At 71.5% G+C, this 23,675-nt stretch carries 24 protein-coding genes and 1 pseudogene; 15 read left to right on the forward strand and 10 right to left on the reverse strand.

All coding sequences use genetic code 11. The features are described 5' to 3' along the window. Window positions 1-93: 93 nt before the first annotated feature. Complete coding sequence (locus tag BFF76_RS18830; protein ID WP_053929842.1) at window positions 94-1,584, forward strand: SDR family NAD(P)-dependent oxidoreductase; 1,491 nt, start codon at window positions 94-96, stop codon at window positions 1,582-1,584. 372 nt (window positions 1,585-1,956) lie between these two features. Next, window positions 1,957-2,130 (forward strand): hypothetical protein, encoded by a 174-nt coding sequence (locus BFF76_RS33030; protein ID WP_167359509.1) that lies wholly within the window; start codon window positions 1,957-1,959, stop codon window positions 2,128-2,130. Between the two features lie 97 nt (window positions 2,131-2,227). On the opposite strand, the gene BFF76_RS18835 is transcribed toward BFF76_RS33030, so the two are convergent. From BFF76_RS18835 to BFF76_RS18845, 3 genes are read right to left on the reverse strand one after another with little or no spacing between them, the layout of a single operon-like run. Continuing rightward, on the reverse strand, window positions 2,228-3,688 hold the full coding sequence (locus BFF76_RS18835; protein ID WP_065848681.1) for a lipase maturation factor family protein: 1,461 nt from the start codon (window positions 3,686-3,688) through the stop codon (window positions 2,228-2,230). A gap of 29 nt (window positions 3,689-3,717) precedes the next feature. Next, entirely contained in the window at window positions 3,718-4,227 is a 510-nt protein-coding gene (locus tag BFF76_RS18840) for a DUF1990 family protein (protein WP_065848682.1), read from the reverse strand. Continuing rightward, window positions 4,224-5,060 carry a YndJ family protein gene (locus BFF76_RS18845; RefSeq protein WP_065848688.1) on the reverse strand — a complete coding sequence of 279 codons (837 nt, stop codon included), beginning with the start codon at window positions 5,058-5,060 and terminating at the stop codon, window positions 4,224-4,226. The genes BFF76_RS18840 and BFF76_RS18845 overlap by 4 nt, the downstream gene beginning before the upstream one ends. A gap of 145 nt (window positions 5,061-5,205) precedes the next feature. Between BFF76_RS18845 and BFF76_RS18850 the strand changes: the two genes are divergently transcribed. From BFF76_RS18850 to BFF76_RS18895, 9 genes are all read left to right on the forward strand, one after another. Further along, on the forward strand, window positions 5,206-7,272 hold the full coding sequence (locus BFF76_RS18850; RefSeq protein ID WP_031095304.1) for a SpoIIE family protein phosphatase: 2,067 nt from the start codon (window positions 5,206-5,208) through the stop codon (window positions 7,270-7,272). 120 nt (window positions 7,273-7,392) lie between these two features. Next, complete coding sequence (locus tag BFF76_RS18855) at window positions 7,393-8,751, forward strand: wax ester/triacylglycerol synthase family O-acyltransferase (RefSeq protein WP_053929845.1); 1,359 nt, start codon at window positions 7,393-7,395, stop codon at window positions 8,749-8,751. A 94-nt stretch (window positions 8,752-8,845) separates the two neighbouring features. After that, complete coding sequence (locus tag BFF76_RS18860; RefSeq protein ID WP_065848683.1) at window positions 8,846-9,814, forward strand: aldo/keto reductase; 969 nt, start codon at window positions 8,846-8,848, stop codon at window positions 9,812-9,814. 1 nt (window position 9,815) lies between these two features. Beyond that, complete coding sequence (locus BFF76_RS18865) at window positions 9,816-10,682, forward strand: amidohydrolase family protein (RefSeq protein ID WP_053929847.1); 867 nt, start codon at window positions 9,816-9,818, stop codon at window positions 10,680-10,682. A gap of 66 nt (window positions 10,683-10,748) precedes the next feature. Next, on the forward strand, window positions 10,749-11,609 hold the full coding sequence (locus tag BFF76_RS18870) for an Fpg/Nei family DNA glycosylase (protein WP_053929848.1): 861 nt from the start codon (window positions 10,749-10,751) through the stop codon (window positions 11,607-11,609). A 294-nt stretch (window positions 11,610-11,903) separates the two neighbouring features. Then, entirely contained in the window at window positions 11,904-12,656 is a 753-nt protein-coding gene (locus tag BFF76_RS18880; protein ID WP_031101132.1) for a LytR/AlgR family response regulator transcription factor, read from the forward strand. A 62-nt stretch (window positions 12,657-12,718) separates the two neighbouring features. After that, entirely contained in the window at window positions 12,719-13,081 is a 363-nt protein-coding gene (locus tag BFF76_RS18885; RefSeq protein WP_051834808.1) for a hypothetical protein, read from the forward strand. Beyond that, window positions 13,078-14,568 carry a sodium/solute symporter gene (locus BFF76_RS18890; RefSeq protein WP_031101128.1) on the forward strand — a complete coding sequence of 497 codons (1,491 nt, stop codon included), beginning with the start codon at window positions 13,078-13,080 and terminating at the stop codon, window positions 14,566-14,568. The genes BFF76_RS18885 and BFF76_RS18890 overlap by 4 nt, the downstream gene beginning before the upstream one ends. Next, window positions 14,565-15,791: a histidine kinase gene (locus tag BFF76_RS18895; protein WP_065848684.1), complete on the forward strand. Its 1,227-nt coding sequence runs from the start codon at window positions 14,565-14,567 to the stop codon at window positions 15,789-15,791. Before BFF76_RS18890 ends, BFF76_RS18895 begins: the two co-directional genes overlap by 4 nt. Window positions 15,792-15,802: 11 nt before the next feature. Here BFF76_RS18895 and BFF76_RS18900 read toward each other — a convergent pair whose 3' ends face one another. Continuing rightward, window positions 15,803-16,309, reverse strand: a complete 507-nt coding sequence (locus BFF76_RS18900) for a hypothetical protein (RefSeq protein ID WP_053929851.1) — start codon at window positions 16,307-16,309, stop codon at window positions 15,803-15,805. 111 nt (window positions 16,310-16,420) lie between these two features. Between BFF76_RS18900 and BFF76_RS18905 the strand changes: the two genes are divergently transcribed. Next, complete coding sequence (locus tag BFF76_RS18905; protein WP_053929852.1) at window positions 16,421-16,618, forward strand: zf-HC2 domain-containing protein; 198 nt, start codon at window positions 16,421-16,423, stop codon at window positions 16,616-16,618. Here the strand turns inward: BFF76_RS18905 and BFF76_RS18910 are convergent. Beyond that, entirely contained in the window at window positions 16,552-17,121 is a 570-nt protein-coding gene (locus BFF76_RS18910; protein WP_031101123.1) for a sigma-70 family RNA polymerase sigma factor, read from the reverse strand. The genes BFF76_RS18905 and BFF76_RS18910 overlap by 67 nt on opposite strands. A 257-nt stretch (window positions 17,122-17,378) precedes the next feature. On the opposite strand from BFF76_RS18910, the gene BFF76_RS18915 reads away from it, so the two are divergent. Next, window positions 17,379-18,605, forward strand: coding sequence for a CapA family protein (locus tag BFF76_RS18915; RefSeq protein ID WP_065848689.1), 1,227 nt, complete (start codon window positions 17,379-17,381; stop codon window positions 18,603-18,605). A 21-nt stretch (window positions 18,606-18,626) separates the two neighbouring features. Here BFF76_RS18915 and BFF76_RS18920 read toward each other — a convergent pair whose 3' ends face one another. After that, window positions 18,627-19,088, reverse strand: a complete 462-nt coding sequence (locus BFF76_RS18920) for a universal stress protein (RefSeq protein WP_031101119.1) — start codon at window positions 19,086-19,088, stop codon at window positions 18,627-18,629. A 156-nt stretch (window positions 19,089-19,244) separates the two neighbouring features. Here BFF76_RS18920 and BFF76_RS18925 point away from each other — a divergent pair, with 156 nt between their 5' ends. Next, window positions 19,245-20,090, forward strand: a complete 846-nt coding sequence (locus BFF76_RS18925) for a polysaccharide deacetylase family protein (protein ID WP_065848690.1) — start codon at window positions 19,245-19,247, stop codon at window positions 20,088-20,090. Between the two features lie 26 nt (window positions 20,091-20,116). Here the strand turns inward: BFF76_RS18925 and BFF76_RS18930 are convergent, their stop codons facing one another. Next, complete coding sequence (locus BFF76_RS18930) at window positions 20,117-20,779, reverse strand: class F sortase (RefSeq protein ID WP_065848685.1); 663 nt, start codon at window positions 20,777-20,779, stop codon at window positions 20,117-20,119. A gap of 323 nt (window positions 20,780-21,102) precedes the next feature. On the opposite strand from BFF76_RS18930, the gene BFF76_RS18935 reads away from it, so the two are divergent. Beyond that, on the forward strand, window positions 21,103-21,831 hold the full coding sequence (locus BFF76_RS18935) for a hypothetical protein (protein ID WP_031101115.1): 729 nt from the start codon (window positions 21,103-21,105) through the stop codon (window positions 21,829-21,831). A gap of 101 nt (window positions 21,832-21,932) precedes the next feature. Here the strand turns inward: BFF76_RS18935 and BFF76_RS18940 are convergent, their stop codons facing one another. The 3 genes and pseudogenes from BFF76_RS18940 to BFF76_RS33360 all read right to left on the reverse strand — a co-directional run. Then, a complete protein-coding gene (locus tag BFF76_RS18940; RefSeq protein ID WP_031101114.1) occupies window positions 21,933-22,481 on the reverse strand; it encodes a hypothetical protein in 549 nt (182 codons plus the stop codon). Between the two features lie 181 nt (window positions 22,482-22,662). Next, entirely contained in the window at window positions 22,663-23,430 is a 768-nt protein-coding gene (locus tag BFF76_RS18945; protein ID WP_065848686.1) for a bestrophin-like domain, read from the reverse strand. Window positions 23,431-23,446: 16 nt separating this feature from the next. Continuing rightward, window positions 23,447-23,675: pseudogene (locus tag BFF76_RS33360) on the reverse strand (hypothetical protein); the annotation flags it as partial.

Raw genomic sequence — 23,675 nt, forward strand, 5'->3', positions numbered from 1 at the left:
CCGTGCGCGCCTGCCCTCGCCGGCTCCCGGCCGGATCACTCCCCACTTCGAAGCCCGACAGCGGCATGAGTGACGAGTGACAGAGGAACGGCAATGACGGTGACAGAGGACAGCCAGGAGTTCGCTCCCGGTATCGACGAGTTCGGTCCCGGAATCGACCCGGAGCGGCTGGCCGTCTGCCTGGGCGTGCTCGATGAGCTCAACACCATCGAGGTCGACCACCCCGACGCCGTCGCCGTGCGGCGGGCGACCGCCGGTATCTACCGCACCGTGAAGCAGCGTCGCCGCCAGGAGCGGCGCGCAGCCAAGACCGCGCACGACAAAGCTGTCACCGAGGCCACGGCGACCGGTTCCGCCGAGCGCATCGACGACGAGACGCAGGGCGTCCTCCCGTCCTCCTCGGCCACCGCCGAGATCGCGGGGATACTCCAGCGCCCCAGGTCCTGCTACATCTGCAAGACCAGGTACGTGGAGGTGGACGCCTTCTACCACCAGCTCTGCCAGCAGTGCGCCAAGGAGAACCGCGGCCGGCGCGACGCGCGCACCGACCTCACGGGGCGCCGGGCCCTGCTCACCGGAGGCCGCGCCAAGATCGGCATGTACATCGCGCTGCGGCTGTTGCGCGACGGCGCCCACACCACCATCACCACACGCTTCCCCAACGACGCCATCCGCCGCTTCAAGGCGATGCCCGACAGCGACGAGTGGATCCACCGCCTGAAGATCGTCGGAATCGACCTGCGTGACCCGGCCCAGGTCGTCGCGCTCGCCGACTCGGTCGCCGCCGAGGGCCCGCTGGACATCCTGATCAACAACGCCGCGCAGACCGTACGCCGCTCCCCGGAGGCGTACGGCGAGCTGCTTTCCGCCGAGTCCGCCCCGCTGCCCGCGGGCGAGCTGCCCGCCGCCCAGGTGATCGGCACGTTCGGCAGCGGCACCGTCGACCGCGTCGCCGCCCTGCCCGCCGCCCGCAAGGAGGGTGAGGGCCTGAGCGCGCAGGACGTCACGGACCTCGCGCTGGTGACCGGGTCCGCCTCGCCCGCCCGTATCGCCGCGGGTACCGCCATCGACGCCGGCGGTCTGGTCCCCGACCTCCACGACACGAACAGCTGGATCCAGACCGTCGAGGAGGTCGAGCCGATCGAGCTCCTCGAAGTCCAGCTCTGCAACTCCACGGCGCCCTTCATCCTGATCAGCCGGCTGCGCCCGGCGATGGCCCGGGCCGCGGCGGACCACACCTATGTGGTGAACGTCTCCGCCATGGAGGGAGTGTTCGGCCGCGGGTACAAGGGGGCGGGACACCCGCACACCAACATGGCCAAGGCGGCGCTGAACATGCTGACCCGCACCAGCGCCCAGGAGATGTTCGAGAAGGACCGCATCCTCATGACGGCGGTCGACACCGGCTGGATCACCGACGAGCGGCCGCACCCCGACAAGATCCGCCTCGCCGAGGAGGGCTTCCACGCCCCGCTCGACCTCATCGACGGGGCCGCACGCGTCTACGACCCGATCGTGCGCGGGGAGCAGGGCGAGGAGCTGTACGGCTGCTTCCTGAAGGACTACGCGCCCGCGGGCTGGTGAGCTCCGGCCGACTTCGTACCTCCGGTCTCTCCTCTCCCTCACGCCACTTGCGGTGACAGCGGGCGCGGCGGCGGACCCCGTGAGCAACGGGCCGCCGCCGTCCTGTTGGCTGAAAGTGACCCAGGCCACACGTTCTGTCGAGCGGGACGGCGCTCATTTGGTTAGTCTGAGGAGAACGGACGCCACCAAGGAATCCACGAAGCTTCCTCGGCCGTCCTGGGACAGGTCTGTAAGCAGGCCGCCGTCCCACCCCGTACCCGGCGCCACCGCGACCGAACTGTTTCTGCCCCTGCCCCGCAGAGGGTGGTCGACACGGTTCTCCCAGCCGCAGCGTCGCCACCGCCCGGGGAACGCGACACTAAGGAGTCCGCGGTGACACCTGAGATGACGAAGACCGAGACGCGCCCGGCCGAGCTGTCCGGAGAGCGGGCCCGCCGGCCCGAGAAGCTCCGGAACATCGAGGTCTGGGCCCGGTCGGCACCGATCAGGCTGGCCGGCTACGAGGATGATCTGGCCGAGCCGCACATCCTGCCCGGAATCGACTGATCGTCCCGCCTCTTCGAGCAGCGCCCCGGCCCCTGCCCCCGTCCAAGGACGGGGGCAGGGGTTCTTTCCGGCCACCGGCCGAATCGCGTGCGCCGTGTCACCGGCTGCCCTCCCGCTTCTCCGGGGCGCTCCCGCCCGGCCGAAGCGGAACGGGCCGGGCCACCGGCCTCATGAAGTCCCGGACGTAGGTCCGGTGCCACCAGCACCCGGTGGTCCGCAGCTCCTGGCTGTCCGTGAACCGGTAGTGGAAGACCCTGGCCCGGATGTGGGCGGGCGGACCGCCGGGGAACGGGTTGTGGCCCAGGAGCCGCAGGGTGTCCCGGTCGCCCCGCAGCAGCCGCTCGACGAACGGGCCGAACCAGCTGCGGGCGTACGCGGGGGAGAGCGCGGCGAACCACATCATCCAGTCCAGCCGCAGATGGTAGGGAGCGAACTGGCGCGGGAGCCTGCGCGGATCGCCCGGCTTGCCGCGGAAGCCGTACTCGAGCCACCGTGTCCCCTCGTGGATCACCGCTTCGTCGGTGCCCTCGACCACCACCTCGAGCCGCATCCTGCTGATGCTCCCGAAGGCCCCGTACGTGTTGACCAGGTGCAGCGGGTCGTATGAACGGTTCATCGCCTGGTGGCGGGACAGGAGGTTGCGTGCCGGGCGGTAGCTGAGCGCCAGGACGAGGGCGGTGACGGCCATGACCACCACCTCGTACCAGAGGGGCGACCCGGGCTGTTCCGGCGGCGGTCCGGTGATCGGCGTCCAGTCGACCGCGGCCAGGGCGAGGACGACGGTGAGCCAGTTCAGCCAGGCGAAGTTGCCCGACAGCACCAGCCACAGCTGGGTGACCACCATGAGCCCGGCCGCGACACTCGCCACCGGCTGAGGGGTGAACAGCAGGAACGGCACCACGAGCTGGGTGACGTGGTTGGCGGCGACCTCCACCCGGTGAACCGGCTTCGGGAGGCGGTGGAAGAACCAGCTCAGCGGCCCCGGCATCGGCTGGGTCTCATGGTGGAAGTCCAGACAGCTGAGCCGCCGCCAGCACTCGTCCCCCCGCATCTTGATGAGCCCGGCGCCGAATTCCACCCGGAACAGCAGCCAGCGCAGCAGCCACAGCACCAGCACCGGCGCCGCGGTGTCGCCGTTGCCGAGGAAGACCGCGAGGAAGCCCGTCTCCAGCAGGAGCGACTCCCAGCCGAAGCCGTACCAGACCTGGCCGACCTGCACGATCGACAGGTACAGCACCCAGGGCAGCGCCCACAGTGCCATCGCCGCGCCCAGCGGGACGTACGCGTCCAGACCGGCCAGGAGGGCCAGCGACACCGCCACGCCCGTCCAGGCGACCAGCGCGAAGAAGCGGTCCGAGTAGTGGAGGCGGAACAGACCGGGCGCGGCCCGCCACGAGGTGTGCCGCAGGAGTTCGGGCACGGGGAGCATGCCCCGTGAGCCGATCAGCGCCCGGAACTGGAGCGCCGCGGCGAGGAACGCGACCAGATACACGGCGGCCAGCGAGCGCTGGAAGATCAGCCTGCTCAGCCAGAAGCCGTCTACGGTGAACCACTCCATCGCCTCCAGTATCCGGCGTATGCCGCCCGTCAGGCGGCCGACACGGTCCGGCGGAGCACGTTTCCGAGCCGGCGTGCGTACCAGTGCTGGACGAGCGGTACCAGAGGACCCGCGAGCCGTGCGTACCAGGAGGCCGGCCGTGAGAACGCCGTGACGGTGAACCACACCGTCCCGTCGTCCGCCAGCTCCACCACGAAGCTCTCCTCGCCGCATTCGGGGTGGCCCGCCCGGGTGCCGTACGCGAAACCGGTGCGGTTCTTCTCGTACGCCGTCCAGACGACCGAGCAGGGGGCGGTGACGCGGAGAGGGCCGATGCCCGCCGACACGTCGACGGTGACTCCCGCGGCCGCCCGTCCGGCGGAGGCGCGTACCCCGGCGCCGGCGGCACGGTGCATGCGCCATTCGGTGACGGCGGCGCCGGCGGCCTCGAAGTCCGCCCTGCCCCTGCCGACCGCGGCACGGTGGTGCAGATGGTGGTAGCCGTCCGGGAGCGGTCCGAGCAGGGTGGCTCCTGCCTCGGGGTACGTCAGGCTGCTCATGCGGTCCTGCCTTTCGTGCGGGTGAGGTCCTGGAGCCGGCGCCGCGCGAGCAGGGCGCAGAGAGCGAAGCCCAGCGCGTTGCCGAGCCCGTGCGTGGACGCCATCCAGGTCAGTGTGGGGTGCGGCAGTCCGGTTGCCTCGCCCAGCGCCCAGCTCAGCGCGAGCACCATCGTCACCGCGAGCACGCAGGCCGAGACGGCGAGGAGAGCGCCGGTGAGACGGCCCTGTCCCTCGGCGCGGACGGTGCGCCAGGTCAGGAGGGCGACCGTCCACATTCCCGCGGTGAGCACGACCGCCCCGGCCAGTTCGGTCAGGTCCCCGGTGAAGTAGCCGACGAGGACGAGCAGCGTGCCGAACGGCACGCTCAGGGCGGCGAACCGGCCTGCCGCGCCGTCCTCCGCCCGGCAGACGAGGCCGGCGACGAGTGCGGCGGCGAAACCCGCGAAGTGGAAGTGGGGGACGGTCAGCGCGAGGATGCCGAGCCCGAATCCGAACAGTTCGTGGCCGGAGCGCTCGGCGACGAGGGCGAGCGCGGCGACCGCAGGGGCGACCAGCGCGGTGAGCAGCGCGGCCTCCGCCGGGCGTGCGCTGCGCGTACGGGCGAGGCGACGGGGTGCGTGGGAGGCGAGCAGCAGGGTCCCCAATGCGTAGCAGAGCGCGAGTGAGGCGGCGGCGCCACCGCGCGGCAGCCACAGGGACAGTGCGCCGGGCACCGCGAAGAGCGGCCAGAGCCGCCGTATCCGCTCGAGCGAGCGGTCGCCGACGAGCCCCAGGCCCAGCGGGACGATCACCAGCATGCCCAGCATCACGATCAGCCCGACCAGTACGGACATCGTGCCCACCCCCGTCCACGCGTACGGAACCTCATCGAACTGAACATGTTCAATTCGTGTCGCGGTGAGCATAGAGGGCGCAGTGAACGTGTTCAAGGCGTGGGTTCGGTCGAGGAATCGGACAAATAATGGCAGAGTGGCGCACATGGATGATCGGGTAGCGGGTGCCCTGTCACTCCCGGACGACTGGCCCGCCCACCCGGACCTCAGCCTCGCCCTGAACCGAATGGGCAGCTTCGACTGGGACCTGGACAGCGGCCGTATGCACATGGACGAGCCCGCGCTCGATGTGTTCGACCTGCGTCCCGAGGAGTACGACGGTCATCCGGCGACGCTCGCGCTGCGCGTCCCCGCCGACGAGGCGATCAGGCTCGACGACATGGTCTCCCAGGCCCTCAAGAGCGGCCGTACCAACTACGGCGCGTACTTCCGCAGGACCCAGCGCGACGGCTCCCTGTGCTGGACCCACACCCAGGGGTTCATCCGCCGCGACGGTACCGGGCGGCCCCGCCGCATCATCGGCATCGTCCGGGACGCCACCCAGGAACTGGCCGAGTCGACAGCCCGCCGGACCGTTGACGAGGAGCGGCGGCGCCGTACCAGCCTGGTCGAGGGCACCACGGCGGCCCTGGCCCACGCCCGGACGGTCAAGGACGTCACCGACGTCCTCAAGAGCTCCCGGGGCCTCGCCAACCTCGGTGCCACCAGCCTGGTCATGGGGCTGCTCGAAGCCGGGCGCATCCATCTGGTGGCGGACGGCCCCGAAGGGGCGTACGTGCAGGGGACCCGTTACACCCGGACGGACGAGCCGTATCCGATGAGCGAGGTGATCCGCACCCTCACGCCGCGCTTCATCGAGACACCCGAGGACTTCGCGACCTCCTACCCCCTCCTGTGGCCGCACATCAGCCACCTCGGCATCACCGCCGCCGCCTACATGCCGCTCATCGCCCAGGCGCGCCCGATCGGCGCACTCGGACTCCTCTACGGCAACAAGGCGGGCTTCACCAGTGACGAGCGGAACCTGCTGGTGGCTCTCGGCAGTTCGATCGCCCAGAGCCTCCAGCGGGCCATGCTCTACGAGCAGGAGCACGACCTCGCCGAAGGGCTCCAGCAGGCGATGCTGCCGCGCCGGATCCCCGAGGTCCCGGGGGCCCAGGTCGCCGTCCGCTACCGCTCCGCACGGCTCGGCAGGGACATCGGCGGGGACTGGTACGACATCATTCCGCTGCCCGGCGGCCGGGTCGGTGCCGTCATCGGTGACGTACAGGGGCACGACACGCACGCCGCGGCCGTCATGGGCCAGCTCCGGATCGTCCTGCGCGCCTACGCCGCCGAAGGCCACAGCCCGGCCACGGTCATGGCGCGGGCGTCCGTCTTCCTCCACGAACTCGACACCGACCGCTTCGCGACCTGCACCTACGCGGAGGCCGACCTGACCACCGGTGTGGTGCAGATGGTCAGGGCCGGGCACGTCGACCCGGCCCTGCGGGACATCGACGGAAGCTGCCGCAAACTGCCGGTCGAAGGCGGGCTGCCGCTGGGTCTGTCCGCGGAGTTCGGTCAGCTCGAATACCCCGTCAGCACCGTCGATCTGGACCCGGGCCAGACGATGGTCCTCTTCACCGACGGCATGGTCGAGCTGCCCGGCACCGACCTCGACGAAGGCACGCGGCTGCTGGCCTCCACGGTGCGTGACGGTCCGCAGGATCTCCAGCGACTGGCCGACCGGCTCTGCGAAGTGGTCGACGAGCGCGGGGGCGAGGACGACATGGCGGTGCTGCTGCTGCGCCGCGACGCCGCCCACGCCCCCCACCCGGGCGGCCGGCTCCAGCAGCACGTCGCGCAGAACGACCCGGAGGCGCTCACCTCCGCCCGCCACATGATCCGGGCGGCGGTGCGTGCCTGGGGGGCGAAGGACCGGGCCGACGAGGTCGAGCTCGCGGCCGACGAGCTGATCACGAACGCGCTCATGCACACCGACGGCGGCGCCATCCTCACCATCCGGGTGCTCACCGGATCCGAACGCCGCCTCCGCGTCGACGTGGAGGACCGCTCCAGCGCGCTGCCGCGCCGCAGGGACGCGGGGGAGTCCGGAGTCTCGGGCCGCGGGCTCATGCTCGTCGACCGACTGGCCGACATCTGGGGAGTGGAGTCCCGGGGCAACGGCAAATGCGTGTGGTGCGAATTCCTGATCCCGGAGCACCGGTAGCGCCGCGGCCGAGGCCGCGCGAGACTGTAACAGTACGTAACATGTCCATGATTGACCGTAACCGGCCCTGTGGGATTGACTGCGATCCCGCCGTTCCGCCGCCGACGACGCGAGGCCCCGTTGAGTACCGAGCTTCTGGCACCGCTTGATCTGGCTTTCTGGCACCTCGAATCCGAGGCGCATCCGATGCACCTCGGCGCCCTCGCGGTCTTCGACCCGGTACCAGGCGTGGCCCCGGACGACCTGCTCGAACTGCTCGGAGCGCGGGCCGCCGCCATCCCCCGGCTGCGGATGCGGGTCCGTGACGTCCTGCTGCCCGTCGGCGGCGCAGCTTGGTTCACGGACAAGGACTTCGATGTGCACCGGCACGTCAGGCGGGTCGTGCTCCCCGAGGGCGACTTCATGGCGGAGGCGGCCCGGCTCGCCGGTGAACTCATGGAGCGGCCGCTCGGGCGGGGCCTGCCGCCCTGGCAGATGTACCTGCTCGGCAGCCCGGGGGACGGCCCGTTCGCCGTCCTCGTGAAGCTGCACCACGCGCTCGCCGACGGGATGCGGGCCGTCGCCATCGGCGCCGGCATCTTCGACCAGATCGCCTCCGCCGGTGCCGGCCGCGGCACGGTGCGCCGACGGCCGCCCGTACCGCCCCGCTCCTGGCTGCCCGGCCCGTACGAGGCGGCGGGCATGGCGATGGGCCGGCTCGGGGAAGTCGGCCGGGCGCTGGGGGTCGGCGCCTCCGTCGTACGCGCCAGCCGCCTCGACCTGCGAGCCACCACGGCTCTGACCGCGCGCTCCAGCGGCACGCGGCGGCTCGCCACCGCCGAACTCGACGCCGAAGCGGTGCAGCGCATCCGGCGCACCGAGGGCGGCACCTCCAACGATGTGCTGCTCGCCCTGGTCGCCGGTGCGCTGCGCCGGTGGATGCTCGAACGGGGCGACCCGCTCCCCGGCGCCGACCCGCGAGCCCTGGTCCCAGTCTCCCGGCGCCGGCCCGGTGGGGCGGCCACCGGCAACAGACTCTCGGCCTACCTGCTCGGGCTGCCCGTCACCGAACCCGACGCCCGGGAACGGCTGCGCCTCGTGCGCACGGGCATGGACCGCAACAAGTCGGCGGGACCGCTGCGCGGCGCGGGCGCCGTCGCCGTACTGGCCGACCAGCTGCCCGCGCTGGCACACCGGTTCGGAGCGCCACTGGCGGGGAGCGCGGCCCGGATGCTCTTCGACGTCCTGGTCACCAGCGTGCCCCTGCCCCGGTCGGCACTCTCGCTCGGCGGCTGCCCGCTGCGCGCCGTCTTCCCGATGGCGCCGCTGGCCCGTGGGCAGTCACTGGCCGTCGCCCTTTCCACGTACGGCGGACGGGTACAGGTCGGACTGGTGGCCGACGGGAAGGCGCTGCCGGATCTCGACCGGCTGGCCTCCGCGGTTGGTGAGGAGCTGCACGACCTGCACGCACTCGTGCCCACGGTGCCCGCTCCCGCGTGAGGGCCGATCCGCCGGATCCTGTTGACGCGGCCGATTGATCCGATGAATAGTCCTGTACGGACCATCAGGGATCACCGGCGGGGGCGGCAGAAGCATGCGGCGCATCAGGCTCGGACGCAGCACGGTCGAGATCACCGAACTGTCCTTCGGTGCGGCAGCCATCGGCAACCTGTTCACGGAGGTCGGCCCCGAGCAGGCCGCCGCCGCCGTCGGCGCGGCGTGGGACGAGGGCGTCCGCTACTTCGACACCGCACCGCACTACGGTCTCGGGCTGTCCGAACGCCGTCTAGGAGAGGCGCTGCGCGACCGGCCCCGGGGCTCCTACGCGGTGTCCACGAAGGCGGGCCGCCTGCTCGATCCGCTGCCTCCCGCGGAGACGGCGGCCCGTAACGGACTGTCCGAGGGGTTCGCCGTGCCGCACACCCACCGGCGCCGCTGGGACTTCACCGCCGACGGCATCCGCCGCAGCGTCGAGGACAGCCTCGGCCGGCTCGGCCTCGACCGCGTCGACATCGTCTATCTGCACGACCCCGACGACCACGGGGAGGCAGCTTTCCGTGAGGGCTACCCGGCGCTGGAGAAGCTGCGCGCGGAGGGCATGGTCGGTGCCATCGGCGCGGGCATGAACCAGACCGCGATGCTCACCCGCTTCCTGCGCGAGACCGACGTCGACGCCGTCCTCTGCGCGGGCCGCTTCACCCTCCTCGACCACAGCGCCCTCGACACCCTGCTGCCGGAGGCGGCCGCCCGGGGCCGCAGCGTCGTCGTCGGAGGTGTCTTCAACTCGGGGCTGCTCGCCGACCCGCGGCCCGGATCGACGTACGACTACACCGCGGCGCCCGCGGCCGTCCTGGAGCGCGCCGTGCGGATGAGGGCCGTCACCGAGCGGCACGGTGTCCCGCTGCGCGCCGCGGCCCTGCACTACCCGCTGCGCCACCCCGCCGTCGCGGGCGTCCTCGTGGGCACCCGCTCCCCGGACGAGGTGAGGGACGCCGCAGCCCAGCTGCGAAATCCGGTCCCGGACGCCCTCTGGGCCGACCTGCGCGCGGAAGGGCTGCTCTGACATGGCCTCCGAGCAGGTCATCGACGCCCATCACCATGTGTGGGACCTCGCGGTGCGCGACCAGGAGTGGATCACCGGCGAGGAACTCGCCCCCATCCGCCGTACCTTCACGCTCGCCGAGCTGGAGCCCGAGGCACGTGCCTCCGGCGTCGCCGCCACCGTCCTCGTCCAGACGGTCACCGTCGCCGAGGAGACCCCCGAACTCCTCGCGCTCGCCGACGGGAGCACGCTCGTCGCGGGCGTCGTCGGCTGGACCGACCTCACCGCACCGGACGTCGCCGACACCCTCGCCGCGCTCCGCGCCCTGCCCGGAGGCGGCCGGCTCGTCGGAATCCGCCACCAGGTCCAGGGCGAACCCGACCCCGAGTGGCTGCTGCGCCCCGGAGTCCTGCGCGGACTGCGGGCCGTCGCCGACGCCGGACTCGCCTACGACCTGATCGTCCGGCCCCGCCAACTGCCCTCGGCCGTCCGTGCAGCCGCCCTGCTGCCCGGTCTCACCTTCGTCCTCGACCACGCGGGCAAGCCGCCGGTGGCGCGGCGCACGACGCACCCCTGGGCCGACGGACTGCGGGCGCTCGCCGCGCTGCCCAACACCGTCTGCAAACTCTCCGGCCTGGTCACCGAGGCGGACCCGCGGTCCTGGAGCGTCGAGGACCTGCGGCCCTACGCGGAAACCGTCATCGACGCCTTCGGCCCCGGCCGGCTGATGTTCGGCTCCGACTGGCCGGTGTGCCGGCTCGCCGCCGGGTACGCCGACGTCCTGAGCACGTCACGCGAGCTGATCGGCCGGCTCGGGGACGACGAACAGCGGTCCGTCCTCGCGGGCACCGCGCGGCGGGTCTACCGCCTGAGCGAGCCCGGTCCCTGAACCGGCCGTACGAACGCGCCGTGCGTCCGGCAGGCATGCGCGGGGCCGTTGCGGCAGGCTGGAGTCATGCCCGAACTGCCGGAAGTCGAAGCCTTGCGGGACTTCCTCGAGGACCATCTGGTCGGCAGGGAGATCGCCCGCGTCCTGCCGCTCGCGATCAACGTCCTGAAGACGTACGACCCGCCTCCCACCGCGCTCGAAGGCACCTCCGTGACCTCCGTGACCCGGCACGGGAAGTTCCTCGACATCACGGCAGGGCAGCTTCATCTGCTCATCCACCTCGCGCGGGCCGGCTGGCTTCAGTGGAAGGACAGCTTTCCCGCCACCCCGCCACGGCCGGGCAAGGGCCCGCTCGCGCTGCGGACGGTCCTCACCGGCGGCGACGGCTTCGACCTGACCGAGATGGGCACCACCAAGCGCCTGGCCGTCCATCTGGTGCACGATCCGGCGGACGTACCCGGGGTGGCACGCCTCGGGCCCGATCCGCTCGTCGCCTCCTTCGACCGGGACGCGTTCGCGACGGTGCTCGCCGGGGCCCGCAGACAGGTCAAGGGCGCTCTGCGCGACCAGTCGCTGATCGCGGGCATCGGCAACGCCTACAGCGACGAGATCCTGCACGTCGCGAAGATGTCCCCGTTCAAGCTCACCACCAGCCTCGGCGACGACGACATCACGCATCTGTACAACGCGATGCGCACCACGCTCCAGGAAGCGGTCGAACGCTCCCGGGGCGTCGCCGCGGGCCGGCTCAAGGCGGAGAAGAAGACCAGCATGCGCGTCCACGGCCGCACCGGGCAGCCCTGCCCGGTCTGCGGCGACACCGTGCTCGAGGTGTCGTTCAGCGACTCGTCGCTGCAGTACTGCCCCACCTGTCAGACCGGCGGCAAGCCCCTCGCCGACCGCCGGCTGTCCCGCCTGCTCAAGTAGCGGCCGGCGTCACCGCCGCCACCGGGCGGACGGCGGAAGGCATCCCGGCCGCAGCCCGTGTGCGTACGCCGCCAGGTGGTGCACCACCACGCCGAACTCCCGAACCCGGAGCACGCACGCGGCACAGTCCGCCAGATGCCGCTCGAAACGACAGGCGTCGGCAGCCCCCAGCACCCCGAGCGCGTAGGCTCCGGCGTCTCTGTGCAGTTCGACGGCACGCATGTTCTCCGGTACGTGACGAACCCGTGAATCGCTCATGCCATCACGCCGGTCCAGCACATAAACTCCGGCCTCATGCTGCGCGTACTCGCCGTCGACGACGAAGAACCCGCTCTGGAGGAACTCCTCTACCTCCTGCGCGCCGACCCCCGTATCCGGAGTGCCGAGGGCGCCACGGGCGCCACCGAGGCGCTGCGCCGTATCGGAGGTGCCGTGGACGCCGGGCCCGAGGACCCCTCGGCCATCGACGTCGTGTTCCTGGACATCCACATGGCGGGACTGACGGGACTCGACGTCGCCCAGCTCCTGGCCGGGTTCGCCGCACCGCCGCTCATCGTCTTCGTCACCGCCCACGAAGGCTTCGCCGTACACGCCTTCGACCTGAAGGCCGTCGACTACGTACTCAAACCCGTCCGCCGCGAACGCCTGGCCGAGGCCGTCCGCCGCGTCGCCGAGCAGGTCGGTGAGCGCTCCGCTACCGTCCACGACACGGCCGCCGACCAGGTCGCGGTGGAACTGGGCGGGGTCATCCGCTTCGTGCCCGTCGTCGACATCGCCTACGCCGAGGCGCAGGGCGACTACGCCCGGCTGCACACCGCGACGGGCAGCCACCTCGTCCGGGTGCCGCTCACGACCCTTGAGGAGCGCTGGCGCTCCCGGGGGTTCGTGCGCATCCACCGACGGCATCTCGTGGCGCTGAACCGGATCGACGAACTCCGGCTCGACGCCGGCAGCATGAGCGTCCGCATCGGGAAAGCGGAACTCGCGGTCAGCCGGCGCCACACCCGGGCCCTCCGGGACCTCCTGATGCGGCAGACCGGCCGCTGACCTGGCTCTACCCGACGGCGGCCCTTCCCAGCCGGGCCCCGGGCCGCCTACACTCCGGGCCCATGTCCGCAGAGAGCACGCCCCGGCGCGAAGTGGTCACGGGCGAGCCCCGCCGGGTGCGTCCGCTGCCCCGCTACCGGGCCCAGTCGGAGATCGACGAGCAGACCGCCCTGGGCGGCGCCTACGTCCGCTCCCTGATGCGCAGCCAGCTCCGCGCCGGGCTCACCGTGTTCGCGGTGCTCGCCCTCGTGGCCGGAACCCTGCCCCTGGTCTTCGAGGCGCTGCACAGCAACGTCCTCGTGTGGGCGGTGCTCGGCTTCACCACCTGTCCGCCGCTCACCCTCGCCGCCTGGTGGTACGTGCGCAGGGCCGAGCGCAACGAGCGCGACTTCGCCAGACTCGTGGAAGGCCTCCCCGCACCGTGAGCGCACCCGGCCACCCGTCGGCGGTGGTGGCGGTCGCCCTCGTCGTCCTTGCCACCGTCCTCGTCGGCGGTTTCGGTCTGCGGATATCCCGGACCACCTCCGACTTCTACGTCGCGTCGCGCACCGTACGGCCGAGGCTCAATGCCGCGGCGATCAGCGGCGAATACCTCTCGGCCGCTTCCTTCCTCGGCATCGCGGGCCTGGTACTGGTGCACGGTCCCGACATGCTCTGGTACCCGGTCGGCTACACCGCCGGATATCTCGTGCTGCTGGTGTTCGTCGCCGCTCCGCTGCGCCGCTCGGGCGCGTACACCCTTCCCGACTTCGCCGAGGGGCGGCTCGAATCACGCCAGGTGCGCCGGCTGGTCAGCGTGTTCGTCGTCGGCGCCGGGTGGGTGTACCTGGTGCCGCAGCTCCAGGGCGCGGGCCTCACCCTGAAGATCCTCACCGGTGCGCCGGGCTGGCTCGGCGACGTGCTCGTCGCCTCCGTCGTGGTGGTGGCCGTCGCGGCGGGCGGCATGCGCTCGATTACCTTCGTGCAGGTGTTCCAGTACTGGCTGAAGCTGACCGCGCTGCTGGTGCCCGCGATCTTCCTGGTGCTCGCCTGGCAGGGTGACGGGCGCCCCCGTGTCAGCTTCGACGAGCAGATCTCCGTCTTCCGCGCCGACCATCCGCTCTACGCGACATACGGACTGATCGTGGCGACCTTCCTCGGCACCATGGGCCTGCCCCACGTGGTGGTCCGCTTCTACACCAGTCCCAACGGCCGCGACGCCCGCCGCACCACCGTCGCCGTCCTCGCACTGGTCGGGCTCTTCTACCTGCTGCCTCCGGTGTACGGCGCCCTGGGCCGTCTCTACGCGCCGGAACTCATGCACGGCACAGACGCCGACGCCGCCGTGCTGCTGCTGCCCGCCCGCGTGATCGGCGGCCTCGGCGGTGACCTGCTCGGCGCGCTCCTCGCGGGCGGAGCGTTCGCCGCGTTCCTGTCCACTGCGTCAGGGCTCACCATGGCGGTGGCCGGCGTGATCACCCAGGACGTCCTGCCCTCGCGGGGCGTACGCCACTTCCGGCTGGCCACCGTCCTTGCCATCGCGGTGCCGCTGGCCGGCTCGCTGGTCGTCAGCCGGGTCCCGGTGGCCGACGCCGTCGGGATGGCCTTCGCGGTCTCCGCGTCGTCCTTCTGCCCGCTGCTCGTCCTCGGCATCTGGTGGCGCCGGCTCACCCCGCCGGGTGCGATCGCCGGGCTGCTCCTCGGCGGCGGCTCCGCGCTGCTGTCCGTGGCCATCACCGTCAGCGGCGCGGTGCGCCCGCCCGGCTGGCCGCACGCCCTGCTGGCGTGGCCCGCCGTCTGGTCCGTACCGGTCGGCTTCCTCGCGATGATCCTGGTCTCCCTGGCCACTCCGGGACAAATACCGCCGGGCACCAACGCGGCCATGACCCGCTTCCATCTGCCGGAAGCGCTGACCTCGGGGCGCGTGCGGTGACCGGGGCCGGTGTCGCCGTCATCGCCGTAGTCGTCCTGCTGCTGTTCGGCACAGGCTTCCTCCTGGGCCGCACCGTCCGTCCCGTGCGCACCAGCGACGTGGGCACACCCGTGGAGCACGCCACCTTCGAGACCCTGCACACAGCGTCCCTCGCGGCGCCGCCGCTGCGCGCGGGGCTCACGGAGGAGAGCGCGCGCAAGGCGGCCCGCGGGCTGCGTTCACTGCTCGGAACCGACGCCCTGTGCCTCACCGACCGCGACCAGGTGCTGGTGTGGGACGGCGAAGGGGACCACCACGGCCAGGACGTGATGGGCCATGTCCAGGGGCTCCTCGCCAGCGGCAGGGACACCGCCTTCCACAGCGACTGCGGCGACGTCGACTGCCCGCTGCGCTGGGCCGTCGCCGTCCCGCTGACCGTCGACCACCGGGTGCTCGGCACGCTCGTCGCCTACGCGTCCCGGGAATCGGCGGTGCTGGCCAGGGCGGCGGGGGAGGTCGCCCGATGGGTCTGCGTGCAGCTGGAACTCGCCGAGCTCGACCGCTCCCGTACGCAGCTCATCGAGGCCGAGATCAAGGCACTGAGGGCTCAGATCTCCCCGCACTTCATCTTCAACTCACTGGCCGCCATCGCCTCCTTCGTCAGGACCGACCCCGAGCGGGCCCGTGAACTCCTCCTGGAATTCGCCGACTTCACCCGCTACTCGTTCCGCCGGCACGGGGAGTTCACCACCCTGGCCGACGAACTCCACTCCATCGACCAGTATCTGGCGCTGGTGAGGGCCCGCTTCGGTGAACGGCTCTCCGTGACCCTTCAGGTCGCGCCGGAGGTGCTTCCCGTCTCGCTCCCGTTCCTCTGCCTCCAGCCCCTGGTCGAGAACGCCGTCAAGCACGGCCTCGAGGGCGCCGCCACCCTTCCCAGGCCCCTCGATCCGGTCCGGGCGCAGGACGCCCCCATCCGCGTCACGATCAGCGCACTGGACGCGGGCGCCGAGGCCGAGGTCGTCATCGAGGACGACGGAACCGGGATGGAGCCCGAGCGCCTGAGGCAGATCCTGCGCGGCGAGGGCGGCACCTCGACCGGCATCGGGCTGCTCAACGTGGACGAGCGGCTCCGCCAGGTGTACGGGGACGACTACGGGCTCGTCATCGAGACGGGAGTCGGAGCAGGGATGAAGATCACCCTGCGGCTTCCCAAGTACCGGGCGGGCGTCCACGGTTCGTGAGCGGCTGCCGCTCAGTACAGATGGACGGCCAGATGCCCCAGTGGCAGGCCCAGCCGCCAGGCCGGGGTCCACACCTGCGTCTCGCCCTCCCCGTCGTCCGCCTGCTCCCACGGTGGCGGAGTGATCGCATCGAGGTCCGCGGCCAGGAGTTCGGTCTCCTCCAGCCACCGCCAGGTGGCCCGCGCCATCGCGAGGTCGGGATCCGGGCGCCCGGCCGGAGCGGTCGGACGCTGCAACGCCTCCAGCCGGGCACAGACCCAGCGCCTCCACGCGGCACCGTACGCCGTGAGCAGCCGCAGCTCGTCCACCCGCGCCACGGGGAGCTCGTCGGCGACGGCCCCGTCGGACAGGAAGATCGTCAGGGCCAGCGCGTCGCGCCCCGCCCGGTACTCCAGCGTCGTCGGCTCCATCAGGTCGCCGGTCACCAGCACCTCGTCGGCGATGTACTCGGAGTACATCCAGGCCATCGGGACCAGCAGCCCGCCCCCACCGGTCTCCTCGTGATGTTCGGGACGCATCCCGTCTCGCCTCTTTCGTCGACTCGGTACCGGGCTACACGCAGCATTGAACCGGGGGCACGCGCCCCGCGTGGGCAGAAGGGCAGGATCCGTCGGGAGATTCGAGGTGCGATGACCGCCGACCACGGCGACGAACCGCATGTGCGGCAGCTGCTGGGCGCCTACGTTCTCGATGCCCTGGGAGAAGCCGAGAGCGGCTCGGTGGCCCGGCACCTCCAGCGGTGCGCGGCATGTGCCGCGGCCTACGTGGAGGTCGCGGACGCGGTGTCCCTGCTCGCGCTGCTCAACGTCGAGGACCTGCTCGAGTAGCCGGGCAGATTGCGGCTCAGCAGCCGCAGCGCGTAGTACGAGCGGGACTTGACGGTGCCCGGCGGTATCCCCAGGGCCTGCGCGGTCTCGCCCACGCTGAGCCCCCGGAAGTAGATCTGGACGAGCACCGCGCGGTGCTCGGGGCTGAGCGTGCTCACCGCCTCACGCACATCGAGGGCGTGGACCGCCGAGTCCGCGGTGTCCTCCTGGGCGGGCGCGCCCTCCAGTACGACGTCGCTGACCTCGGCCGGCCTGGCCTGGCGGGAGCGGCGCGCGTCGATGGCCAGTCTCCTGGCGACGGTGAACAGCCACGGGCGCATCGAGTCGTAGGGGGCGTCGAACGCCTCCGGGTGCTGCCAGGCGCGGACCAGCGTCTCCTGCAACAGGTCCTCCGCCCGCTGCCGGTCGCCGAAGGTCAGTCCGAGCAGGAAGCGGAACAGCGCGGCCCCGTGCTCCCGCTGCAGTTCCGCGAGGGCCCGCTCATCGGTTGTCGCAGTGGTCATCGTGAACGTCCCTTCCCGAAGAGGCCCCATCGCCTCGCTCCCTGCCTGGCGTATACGAACGCATGAGGGCGCGGGGGAACAGGCGGTGCACCGGGGTGTGCGCCGAGCGGTCGCACGGAGCGGCGAGTGGTGCGGTGAACGGTCGGCAGTCGGCGATACGGCCGATTCAGGTACATCGTCGCCTTTGTCCTTGACTAGTCAGTATGAATATATGTGTATTCGGATGGTCGAAATGATCCGAATTGGGAGTCGTGCAGATGACGAAGCGCATCCGACTGGGCGCGGCGGTCGCCGTCGCCGGCCTGCTCGCCACCGCAACAGCCTGTACCGGCCAGCAGTCCTCGCCCCCCGGATTCGCCGGGCGGCACCACGCCGACGCGCCGGGTGTCAACGGGGCGGGCGCCGGGAAGGCGGAGGGCGCGCGCACCTTCACGCTTCTGGCCTCGGGCGACATCCTGCCGCACTCCGTGATCATCGAACGGGCCGCCGCCGACGCGGGTGGCAAGGGCTACGACTTCCGCCCGATGCTCAAGGGTGCCGCTCCCGCGGTCTCTGGTGCGGATCTGGCCATCTGTCACATGGAGACGGCGTACGGCCAGGAAGGCGGCCCCTACACCGGATATCCGTCGTTCAAATCGCCGCCCGAGGTGGCGTCCGCCCTGCGCGCCACCGGCTACGACTCCTGCTCCACCGCCTCCAACCACACCCTCGACGACGGAGCCCAGGGAATCGGACGCACCCTGGACGCGCTGGACCGCGCCGGCGTCGCCCACGCCGGATCGGCGCGCTCCCCCGAGGAGGCGTCCCGCCCCACCGTGCTCACGGCGGGCAAGGGCAAGGGCAAGGACGCGGCGAAGGTCGCCCACCTCGCTTACACCTACGGCACCAACGACATCCCGCTCCCCGACGGGCAGCCCTGGGCGGTCAATCTGATCGACAAGGACCGGATCGTCTCGGACGCCAGGGCGGCCCGCAAGGCGGGCGCCGACGTGGTGGTCGTCTCCCTGCACTGGGGCACCGAGTGGCAGGACGCCCCCGACGACGTCCAGCTCGCACTCGGCCGCGAACTCACGGCCTCCGGCACCGGCGAACGCCCCGACATCGACCTGATCCTCGGAACCCACGCGCACGTCCCGCAGGCGTACGAGAAGGTCAACGGCACCTGGATCGTGTACGGCATGGGGGACCAGGTCGCGGGCGCCATGGTCAACCACGAAGGAGCCCGGGACCGGCGCGCCAACGAGAGCTCGATGGGCCGCTTCACCTTCGGGCCGCCCGCGAAGGCCGGGCAGCGGTGGACCGTCGAGAAGGCCGAATTCATCCCGCAGTGGTTCGACCCCGGGGCGGGGCGCGTCGTGGACCTGGGCGCCGCGGCCGCCACCCCGGCAGGGGAAAGCGGCCGTCTGCGCGAGATCCGCGACCGGATCCAGCGTGCGGTCCTCAGCCGTGGTGCGGCCCAGGACGGTCTCGTCGCCGGGAAGTGACGCCCGGCTCCCGCGTGGGCGCTACGGCACGACGGTGACAGGCCAGCGCCCGGCCTTCACGAGCCGGACCGCGACCGATCCGATGAAGCGGTGCCCGGCGGACTCCGACGCGCCCACGACCACGGCGTCCGCCTTCAGTTCGTCGGCCGCGGTCACCAGGCCGTTGTAGGGGTCGCCGGGGAACGTGTGGAACTCCCAGCGGACGTTCCATATGTCCTTGAGCCGCTCGGTCGCGGTCCGGATCTCGTTCACCAGACCCTCGGCGACCTCCCCGGTGGTTTCGGCGACCGGGACTCCCAGAGCGGCGCCGGCCGACATCACCGGCTGGACGTAGACGAGGGCGAGCATCGCGTTCTGCCGACGGGCGAGGCCCGCCGCATACGCCGCGGCCCGCATCGAGGACTCGGACCCGTCGATTCCCGCGACGATCACCTTGGGACCGTCCGTGCCGCGCTCGAACCGGTGTTGTTGCTGGTCTGTCACGGCCTTGAGGGTAGTCGCTCCCGCCGGACGTGCCCGGTGCGCCTCCACACGGGGCCCTGGGTGTCCGCGCCGGGGCGCTCCGTCCAATGGGTGCAAAAAATTCGTTGTCCGGTGTCGGCGGCAGGAGTGGACATGACTCCGTGCGAGCAGTTGGTCATGAAAAATGATCGGACCCCAGCAGAACGGCGCACCGTGCTGCGCCTCGCCCTCGCACTGGGGGCCGCCACCGCGGTGCACATGATCGCGGCTGATCCGGCCGGGACGCCCGTGCGCCCCGGCGGCGAGCCCCTGGCTCCGGCCGCCGGACCTCCGTCGAGGGCACAGGCTGCTCCCGGCGCCTACCGGCTGCGGCCGATGACCTCGACCGCACCGCCCCGCTTCCGGCCCGCCACCCCGCCCGTGCGCACCCGTCCGTTCGAGGAACTGCCCGAACTGGGGAGCGACGCCATGGTGCTCAGCTTCGACGACGGTCCTGACCCGCGCTACACCCCGGACATCCTTGCCACGCTCCGCAGATACGGCGTGCGTGCCATGTTCTTCGTCTGCGGAGAGATGGCGGCCGACAACCCCGACCTGCTCCGCGAGATGGCCGGCGACGGACATGTGGTCGGTAACCACTCCTGGTCGCACCCGCTGATCCCGAAGCTCTCCCGAGGCGCGATCCGCGACGAGCTGGGCAGCACCAGCGAGGTGATCGAGAGGACGCTGGGAGGCCCCCCGCTCTGGTACCGGGCCCCCTACGGCGCCTGGAACCGAAATTCATTCGAGATCGGTGCGGCGCTGGGCATGGAGCCGATGGCCTGGACCGTCGACACACTTGACTGGACCACGCCGGGCACCGACACCATCGTCCGCCGGGTCGAGAAGGGCGCGGCGCCCGGCGTCGTGGTGCTGTCGCACGACGCGGGCGGGAACAGGTCCCAGAGCGTGGCCGCCCTGCGCCGGTACCTGCCGGCGCTCATCGAGCGGGGCTACCGTCCTACGGTCCCGCACCGCAGCTGACCGCGGGCGTCAGGTGCCCGTCCCGGCTATCGCGTCTCGACCAGCCGGGCGAAGACGACCACGTTGGCGTCGTACCCGTCGGCCTTCGAGTAACCGCCGCCACAGGTGATGACCCGGAGTTCGGCCTGCCCGGTGTCGCCGTACACCCGGGCTCCGGGGAAGTCGTTCTTGGCGAAGACCTCGACGCCGTAGATCTCGAACACCGCGATCCGGCCGTCGTAGCGGGACACCTCGATCTCCTGGCCCCTGTCGAGGGAGCCCAGCCCGTAGAAGACCGCCGGACCGGCGAGGTTGTCGACGTGACCGACCATCACGGAGGTCCCGCGCTGGCCCGGGGCGATGCCGTTCTGGTACCAGCCGGCGAGGTTCGGGTCCTGGGCGGGGGGTGCCTCGATCCAGCCGGCCGGGTCCAGGTTCACATCCACGACGGGCGCGTCGACCTGGATCGACGGAATCCGGATGCGCGCTGCGGGGGCGTAGGCGAGCGGCTCCACGGCCTCGCCCCCCACCGGGGCGGACACTCCCGTGTCCCGCGGTCCGGCCACCGAAGCCGCGGCGGCGGGCTGCGGCGGCCCGGGGGACGTCTCCACGCCGTTGCGCATGAGAGCGAGCCCGGTGAGCATCACCAGGGCGATCGCGCCCCACGGTGTGCGTCTGCTCCGCCCGGTGCCCCACTGGTCCCGGCCCATGGTTCTCCCTTCGTCGCGACATCGCCACGCTAGGCGGGTGTCCGCGCCGCGGCGATCAGGGGAGGGCGAACGGGTGGCGGCCGATCGGGCCCCTCCGACGGTGCCTTCTCTTCGGAGTAATGAGCCGATAAAACTTCTGACGCTCCGTGACCTGCGGCTCCGTCAGATCGCGTGCCCGGCCGACGGCGTGTCGGCTCACCGGGGTGGAGCAGTGCCGACATGCGACATGTGCGGTATCTGGTGAGGGTTCGTCATGGGATGCGTTCTCGTCGACTGATCCCGGAGGGCATGACTCCGGGGCGCTTCCCGCTGGAGGTTCAAAGATGCGTGCTTCACGCGCTCTCGCGGTGACCGCGACCGCCTTCGCGGCGGTCGGGCTCGCTGCCCCGCTGGCAGCCGCCGGCGGCGGCCCGGGCAGTAACCCGAGCAACTTCCCGACCAATGTCACCGTCAACCCGTCCTCGGTCTTCCAGGGCGCCACGATGCAGGTCAGCGCAGAGGGCTGCGGGCGTTCCGGTGGCCGGGTGTGGTCGAACGCCTTCCCGACGGTGAACCTCTCGCCGGGCCGGGTCGGCTACGCCACGGCGCGTATCCGGGACAACGCGACGCCCGGCCAGTACAGCCTGTCCGTGAGGTGCAACGACAGCGACAACAACTTCGGCGGCGGCAACGGAGGCAATGGCGGCCAGGGCGGCAACGGCGGCGACCGGGGGCAGGGTGGCAACGGAAATGACCGGGGCCAGGGCGGTAACGGAGGTGACGGCGGCCAGGGCGGCAACGGTGGCGACCGGGGCCAGGGCGGCAACGGTGGCGGCAACGGTGGCCAGGGTGGCAACGGCGGCAATGGTGGCCAGGGCGGTAACGGTGGCGACCCGTCGGTCGCGACGGCGCGCTTCACCGTGCTCCACTCGCGGGGCGCGCAGGGCGGCCTCGGCGGCTCGGTGGGCCCCAGCTCCGTCGAGATGCAGGTCGGTGGCGGTCTTGTCGCGGCGGCAGCCGTCGGCGGTGCCGTCTTCCTCGTCCGCCGCCGGATGAGCAATGCGGCGATCTGACACGTCGAACCTTCCTGACGGCCCGATACGCCCGTCGCCCCGAGTCCTGGATCAGGACCCGGGGCGACTGTCGTGTGGCCGTATGCGGTACTGCCGGACCGTCAGTGCTGACGGCCAGTACGGCGCTTGCGCAGAACGTAGAAGGCGCCCGCCGAGGCGACCGCCACCAGTGCGGAACCGGCCGCGATCTCCGCGGGGTCCATCGTGTCGACGCTTCCCCCGAGACCGCCCAGCACGCCGCTGGGAGTGGCGGTGGAGCTGGTAGTGGGGGCCGTGGTCGGGGTGGTGGTGGGGGAGCTGGTGGCACCGCTGGTGATGGTCAGGTTGGCCGACCGTGTGGTGGTGCCGCAGCGGAAGGTCACCTCGTAGACCGCACCGCGTCTGGCGTCCCGGTCGACCGTGGCCGTGGCCGACCTCCCGCTCGGAATGGTGGTCGTGTCGAACACCCCCGAGAACGCGGTCGCGTCACTGGTGCACCCCATGGCGCCGAGAGTGACCTGGCCCCCCGGCGCGACCCTCGACGGAGTGATGGTCGGCGTGAACGGGTTGGACGTACCGCCGTTGAGCGCATCGGCGGATGCGGCCGGTGCCATCAGAAAGCAGGCGGCGGCGCCCAGCAGGGCGACGGGTGCGACACGTATCGCGCGCATGGTGAATCCTCCGGGTCCCGAGGAGCAGCCGCGGAACGGATTTCCGCGAGGCATGGATGCACCCCGATGCCCGAAACGGTAGAAGCGCCGCATATCACCCGCGATCGGTGTCCGGCGAATGGGGCAGTCATGTCCCCCGGCCGGCGGACCTGCCGGGGGACAGCACGGGGTGGGTGCGCTCCTATCGGCCCGTGGTGTGCGGGAACAGATCCACGAAGGGAGCCGTGGTCGCCGAGATGCCCCGGCCGAACGGGGCGTCGAAGTCCCAGATCAGGAAGAGCAGAAAAGCGATCAGGACGCTGAAGAGACCGGCCAGCAGCAATTCGCGGAAGGTTCTGCGGATCTGGAGCGTGAAGATCAGCCCGACCGTCACCACGGCCCCGGTGATCAGGCCGAACCAGACGACGCCCGGCATGGTCGCACCCGCGTTCTGCCCCCGGGACCCACGCGCGTCGTCGACTGCGGCCACCTGGTCCACCAGCGGTTGGTACGCCTGCCCTTCGTGGTCCGTCCGTGGCTTGTACTCCGTCACATCGGCCCGCACCCGGTCGAGAAGTCTGGTGCCCTCCTCCGTGAGACTCCCGTGATCCGTCATCGACCTCCATTCGTCGCCGATCACATGGGACACGTACGCGTCGACGTCCGCGCGGATCCGGTCGCGGACCTCGGCCGGGTAGACGGCCGACCGTGCGCTCACCTCGTGCAGCGCCTGCGCCTCGAGGCGTACCGACTCCTGGGCGGCGCTACGGCCCTCCCAGACGCCGGCGATGGCCAGTCCGAGCACGATCGCGTACACCACGCCGATCATCATCGTCATGTACTCGATGACGTCAGGCGTCTCGGAGGGGTCGTCGTCCTCGGCCAGGCGGCGGTTGCTGAGGACGGCGATGGTCAGGACGACAGCGCATGCCGACGCCATCGCAATGGTCAGAACAAGCCATTCCGACATGGGTTCCCTTCTTCGGTCAGCGGGACGAGCGGGGCCGTAGCACGGCTACGGCGAAGACGGCGGGAGCGGTGATCAGAAGGGTGAGCGAGACCAGCGAAGGCCCGGTCCGTGGTGCCTTGCCGGCCGGCTTTCGGTAGGCGGGGAGCGCTACGGGAGCCGGGGCCGGTGGTTCGGGGCGCACGGTGGGCCGCGGCGACGCACGTTCCGGTTCCGGTTCCGGGACGGGGGGCGCGGGTGCGGGAGGC

The sequence above is a fragment of the Streptomyces mutomycini genome (assembly GCF_001700505.1).
Lineage (GTDB): Bacteria > Actinomycetota > Actinomycetes > Streptomycetales > Streptomycetaceae > Streptomyces > Streptomyces mutomycini.

What these genes read in the sequence shown, in the direction of transcription:
- BFF76_RS18885 (WP_051834808.1), top strand. Translation starts at nt 12,719, where the DNA reads ATGTCCGCAGAGAGCACGCCCCGGCGCGAAGTGGTCACGGGCGAGCCC.
- BFF76_RS18830 (WP_053929842.1), top strand. Translation starts at nt 94, where the DNA reads ATGACGGTGACAGAGGACAGCCAGGAGTTCGCTCCCGGTATCGACGAG.
- BFF76_RS18915 (WP_065848689.1), top strand. Translation starts at nt 17,379, where the DNA reads ATGACGAAGCGCATCCGACTGGGCGCGGCGGTCGCCGTCGCCGGCCTG.
- BFF76_RS18880 (WP_031101132.1), top strand. Translation starts at nt 11,904, where the DNA reads ATGCTGCGCGTACTCGCCGTCGACGACGAAGAACCCGCTCTGGAGGAA.
- BFF76_RS18905 (WP_053929852.1), top strand. Translation starts at nt 16,421, where the DNA reads ATGACCGCCGACCACGGCGACGAACCGCATGTGCGGCAGCTGCTGGGC.
- BFF76_RS18945 (WP_065848686.1), bottom strand. Translation starts at nt 23,430, where the DNA reads ATGTCGGAATGGCTTGTTCTGACCATTGCGATGGCGTCGGCATGCGCT.
- BFF76_RS18850 (WP_031095304.1), top strand. Translation starts at nt 5,206, where the DNA reads ATGGATGATCGGGTAGCGGGTGCCCTGTCACTCCCGGACGACTGGCCC.
- BFF76_RS18910 (WP_031101123.1), bottom strand. Translation starts at nt 17,121, where the DNA reads ATGACCACTGCGACAACCGATGAGCGGGCCCTCGCGGAACTGCAGCGG.
- BFF76_RS18835 (WP_065848681.1), bottom strand. Translation starts at nt 3,688, where the DNA reads ATGGAGTGGTTCACCGTAGACGGCTTCTGGCTGAGCAGGCTGATCTTC.
- BFF76_RS18860 (WP_065848683.1), top strand. Translation starts at nt 8,846, where the DNA reads ATGCGGCGCATCAGGCTCGGACGCAGCACGGTCGAGATCACCGAACTG.
- BFF76_RS18930 (WP_065848685.1), bottom strand. Translation starts at nt 20,779, where the DNA reads ATGGGCCGGGACCAGTGGGGCACCGGGCGGAGCAGACGCACACCGTGG.
- BFF76_RS18865 (WP_053929847.1), top strand. Translation starts at nt 9,816, where the DNA reads ATGGCCTCCGAGCAGGTCATCGACGCCCATCACCATGTGTGGGACCTC.
- BFF76_RS18870 (WP_053929848.1), top strand. Translation starts at nt 10,749, where the DNA reads ATGCCCGAACTGCCGGAAGTCGAAGCCTTGCGGGACTTCCTCGAGGAC.
- BFF76_RS18845 (WP_065848688.1), bottom strand. Translation starts at nt 5,060, where the DNA reads ATGTCCGTACTGGTCGGGCTGATCGTGATGCTGGGCATGCTGGTGATC.
- BFF76_RS18900 (WP_053929851.1), bottom strand. Translation starts at nt 16,309, where the DNA reads ATGCGTCCCGAACATCACGAGGAGACCGGTGGGGGCGGGCTGCTGGTC.
- BFF76_RS18840 (WP_065848682.1), bottom strand. Translation starts at nt 4,227, where the DNA reads ATGAGCAGCCTGACGTACCCCGAGGCAGGAGCCACCCTGCTCGGACCG.
- BFF76_RS18925 (WP_065848690.1), top strand. Translation starts at nt 19,245, where the DNA reads ATGAAAAATGATCGGACCCCAGCAGAACGGCGCACCGTGCTGCGCCTC.
- BFF76_RS18940 (WP_031101114.1), bottom strand. Translation starts at nt 22,481, where the DNA reads ATGCGCGCGATACGTGTCGCACCCGTCGCCCTGCTGGGCGCCGCCGCC.
- BFF76_RS18935 (WP_031101115.1), top strand. Translation starts at nt 21,103, where the DNA reads ATGCGTGCTTCACGCGCTCTCGCGGTGACCGCGACCGCCTTCGCGGCG.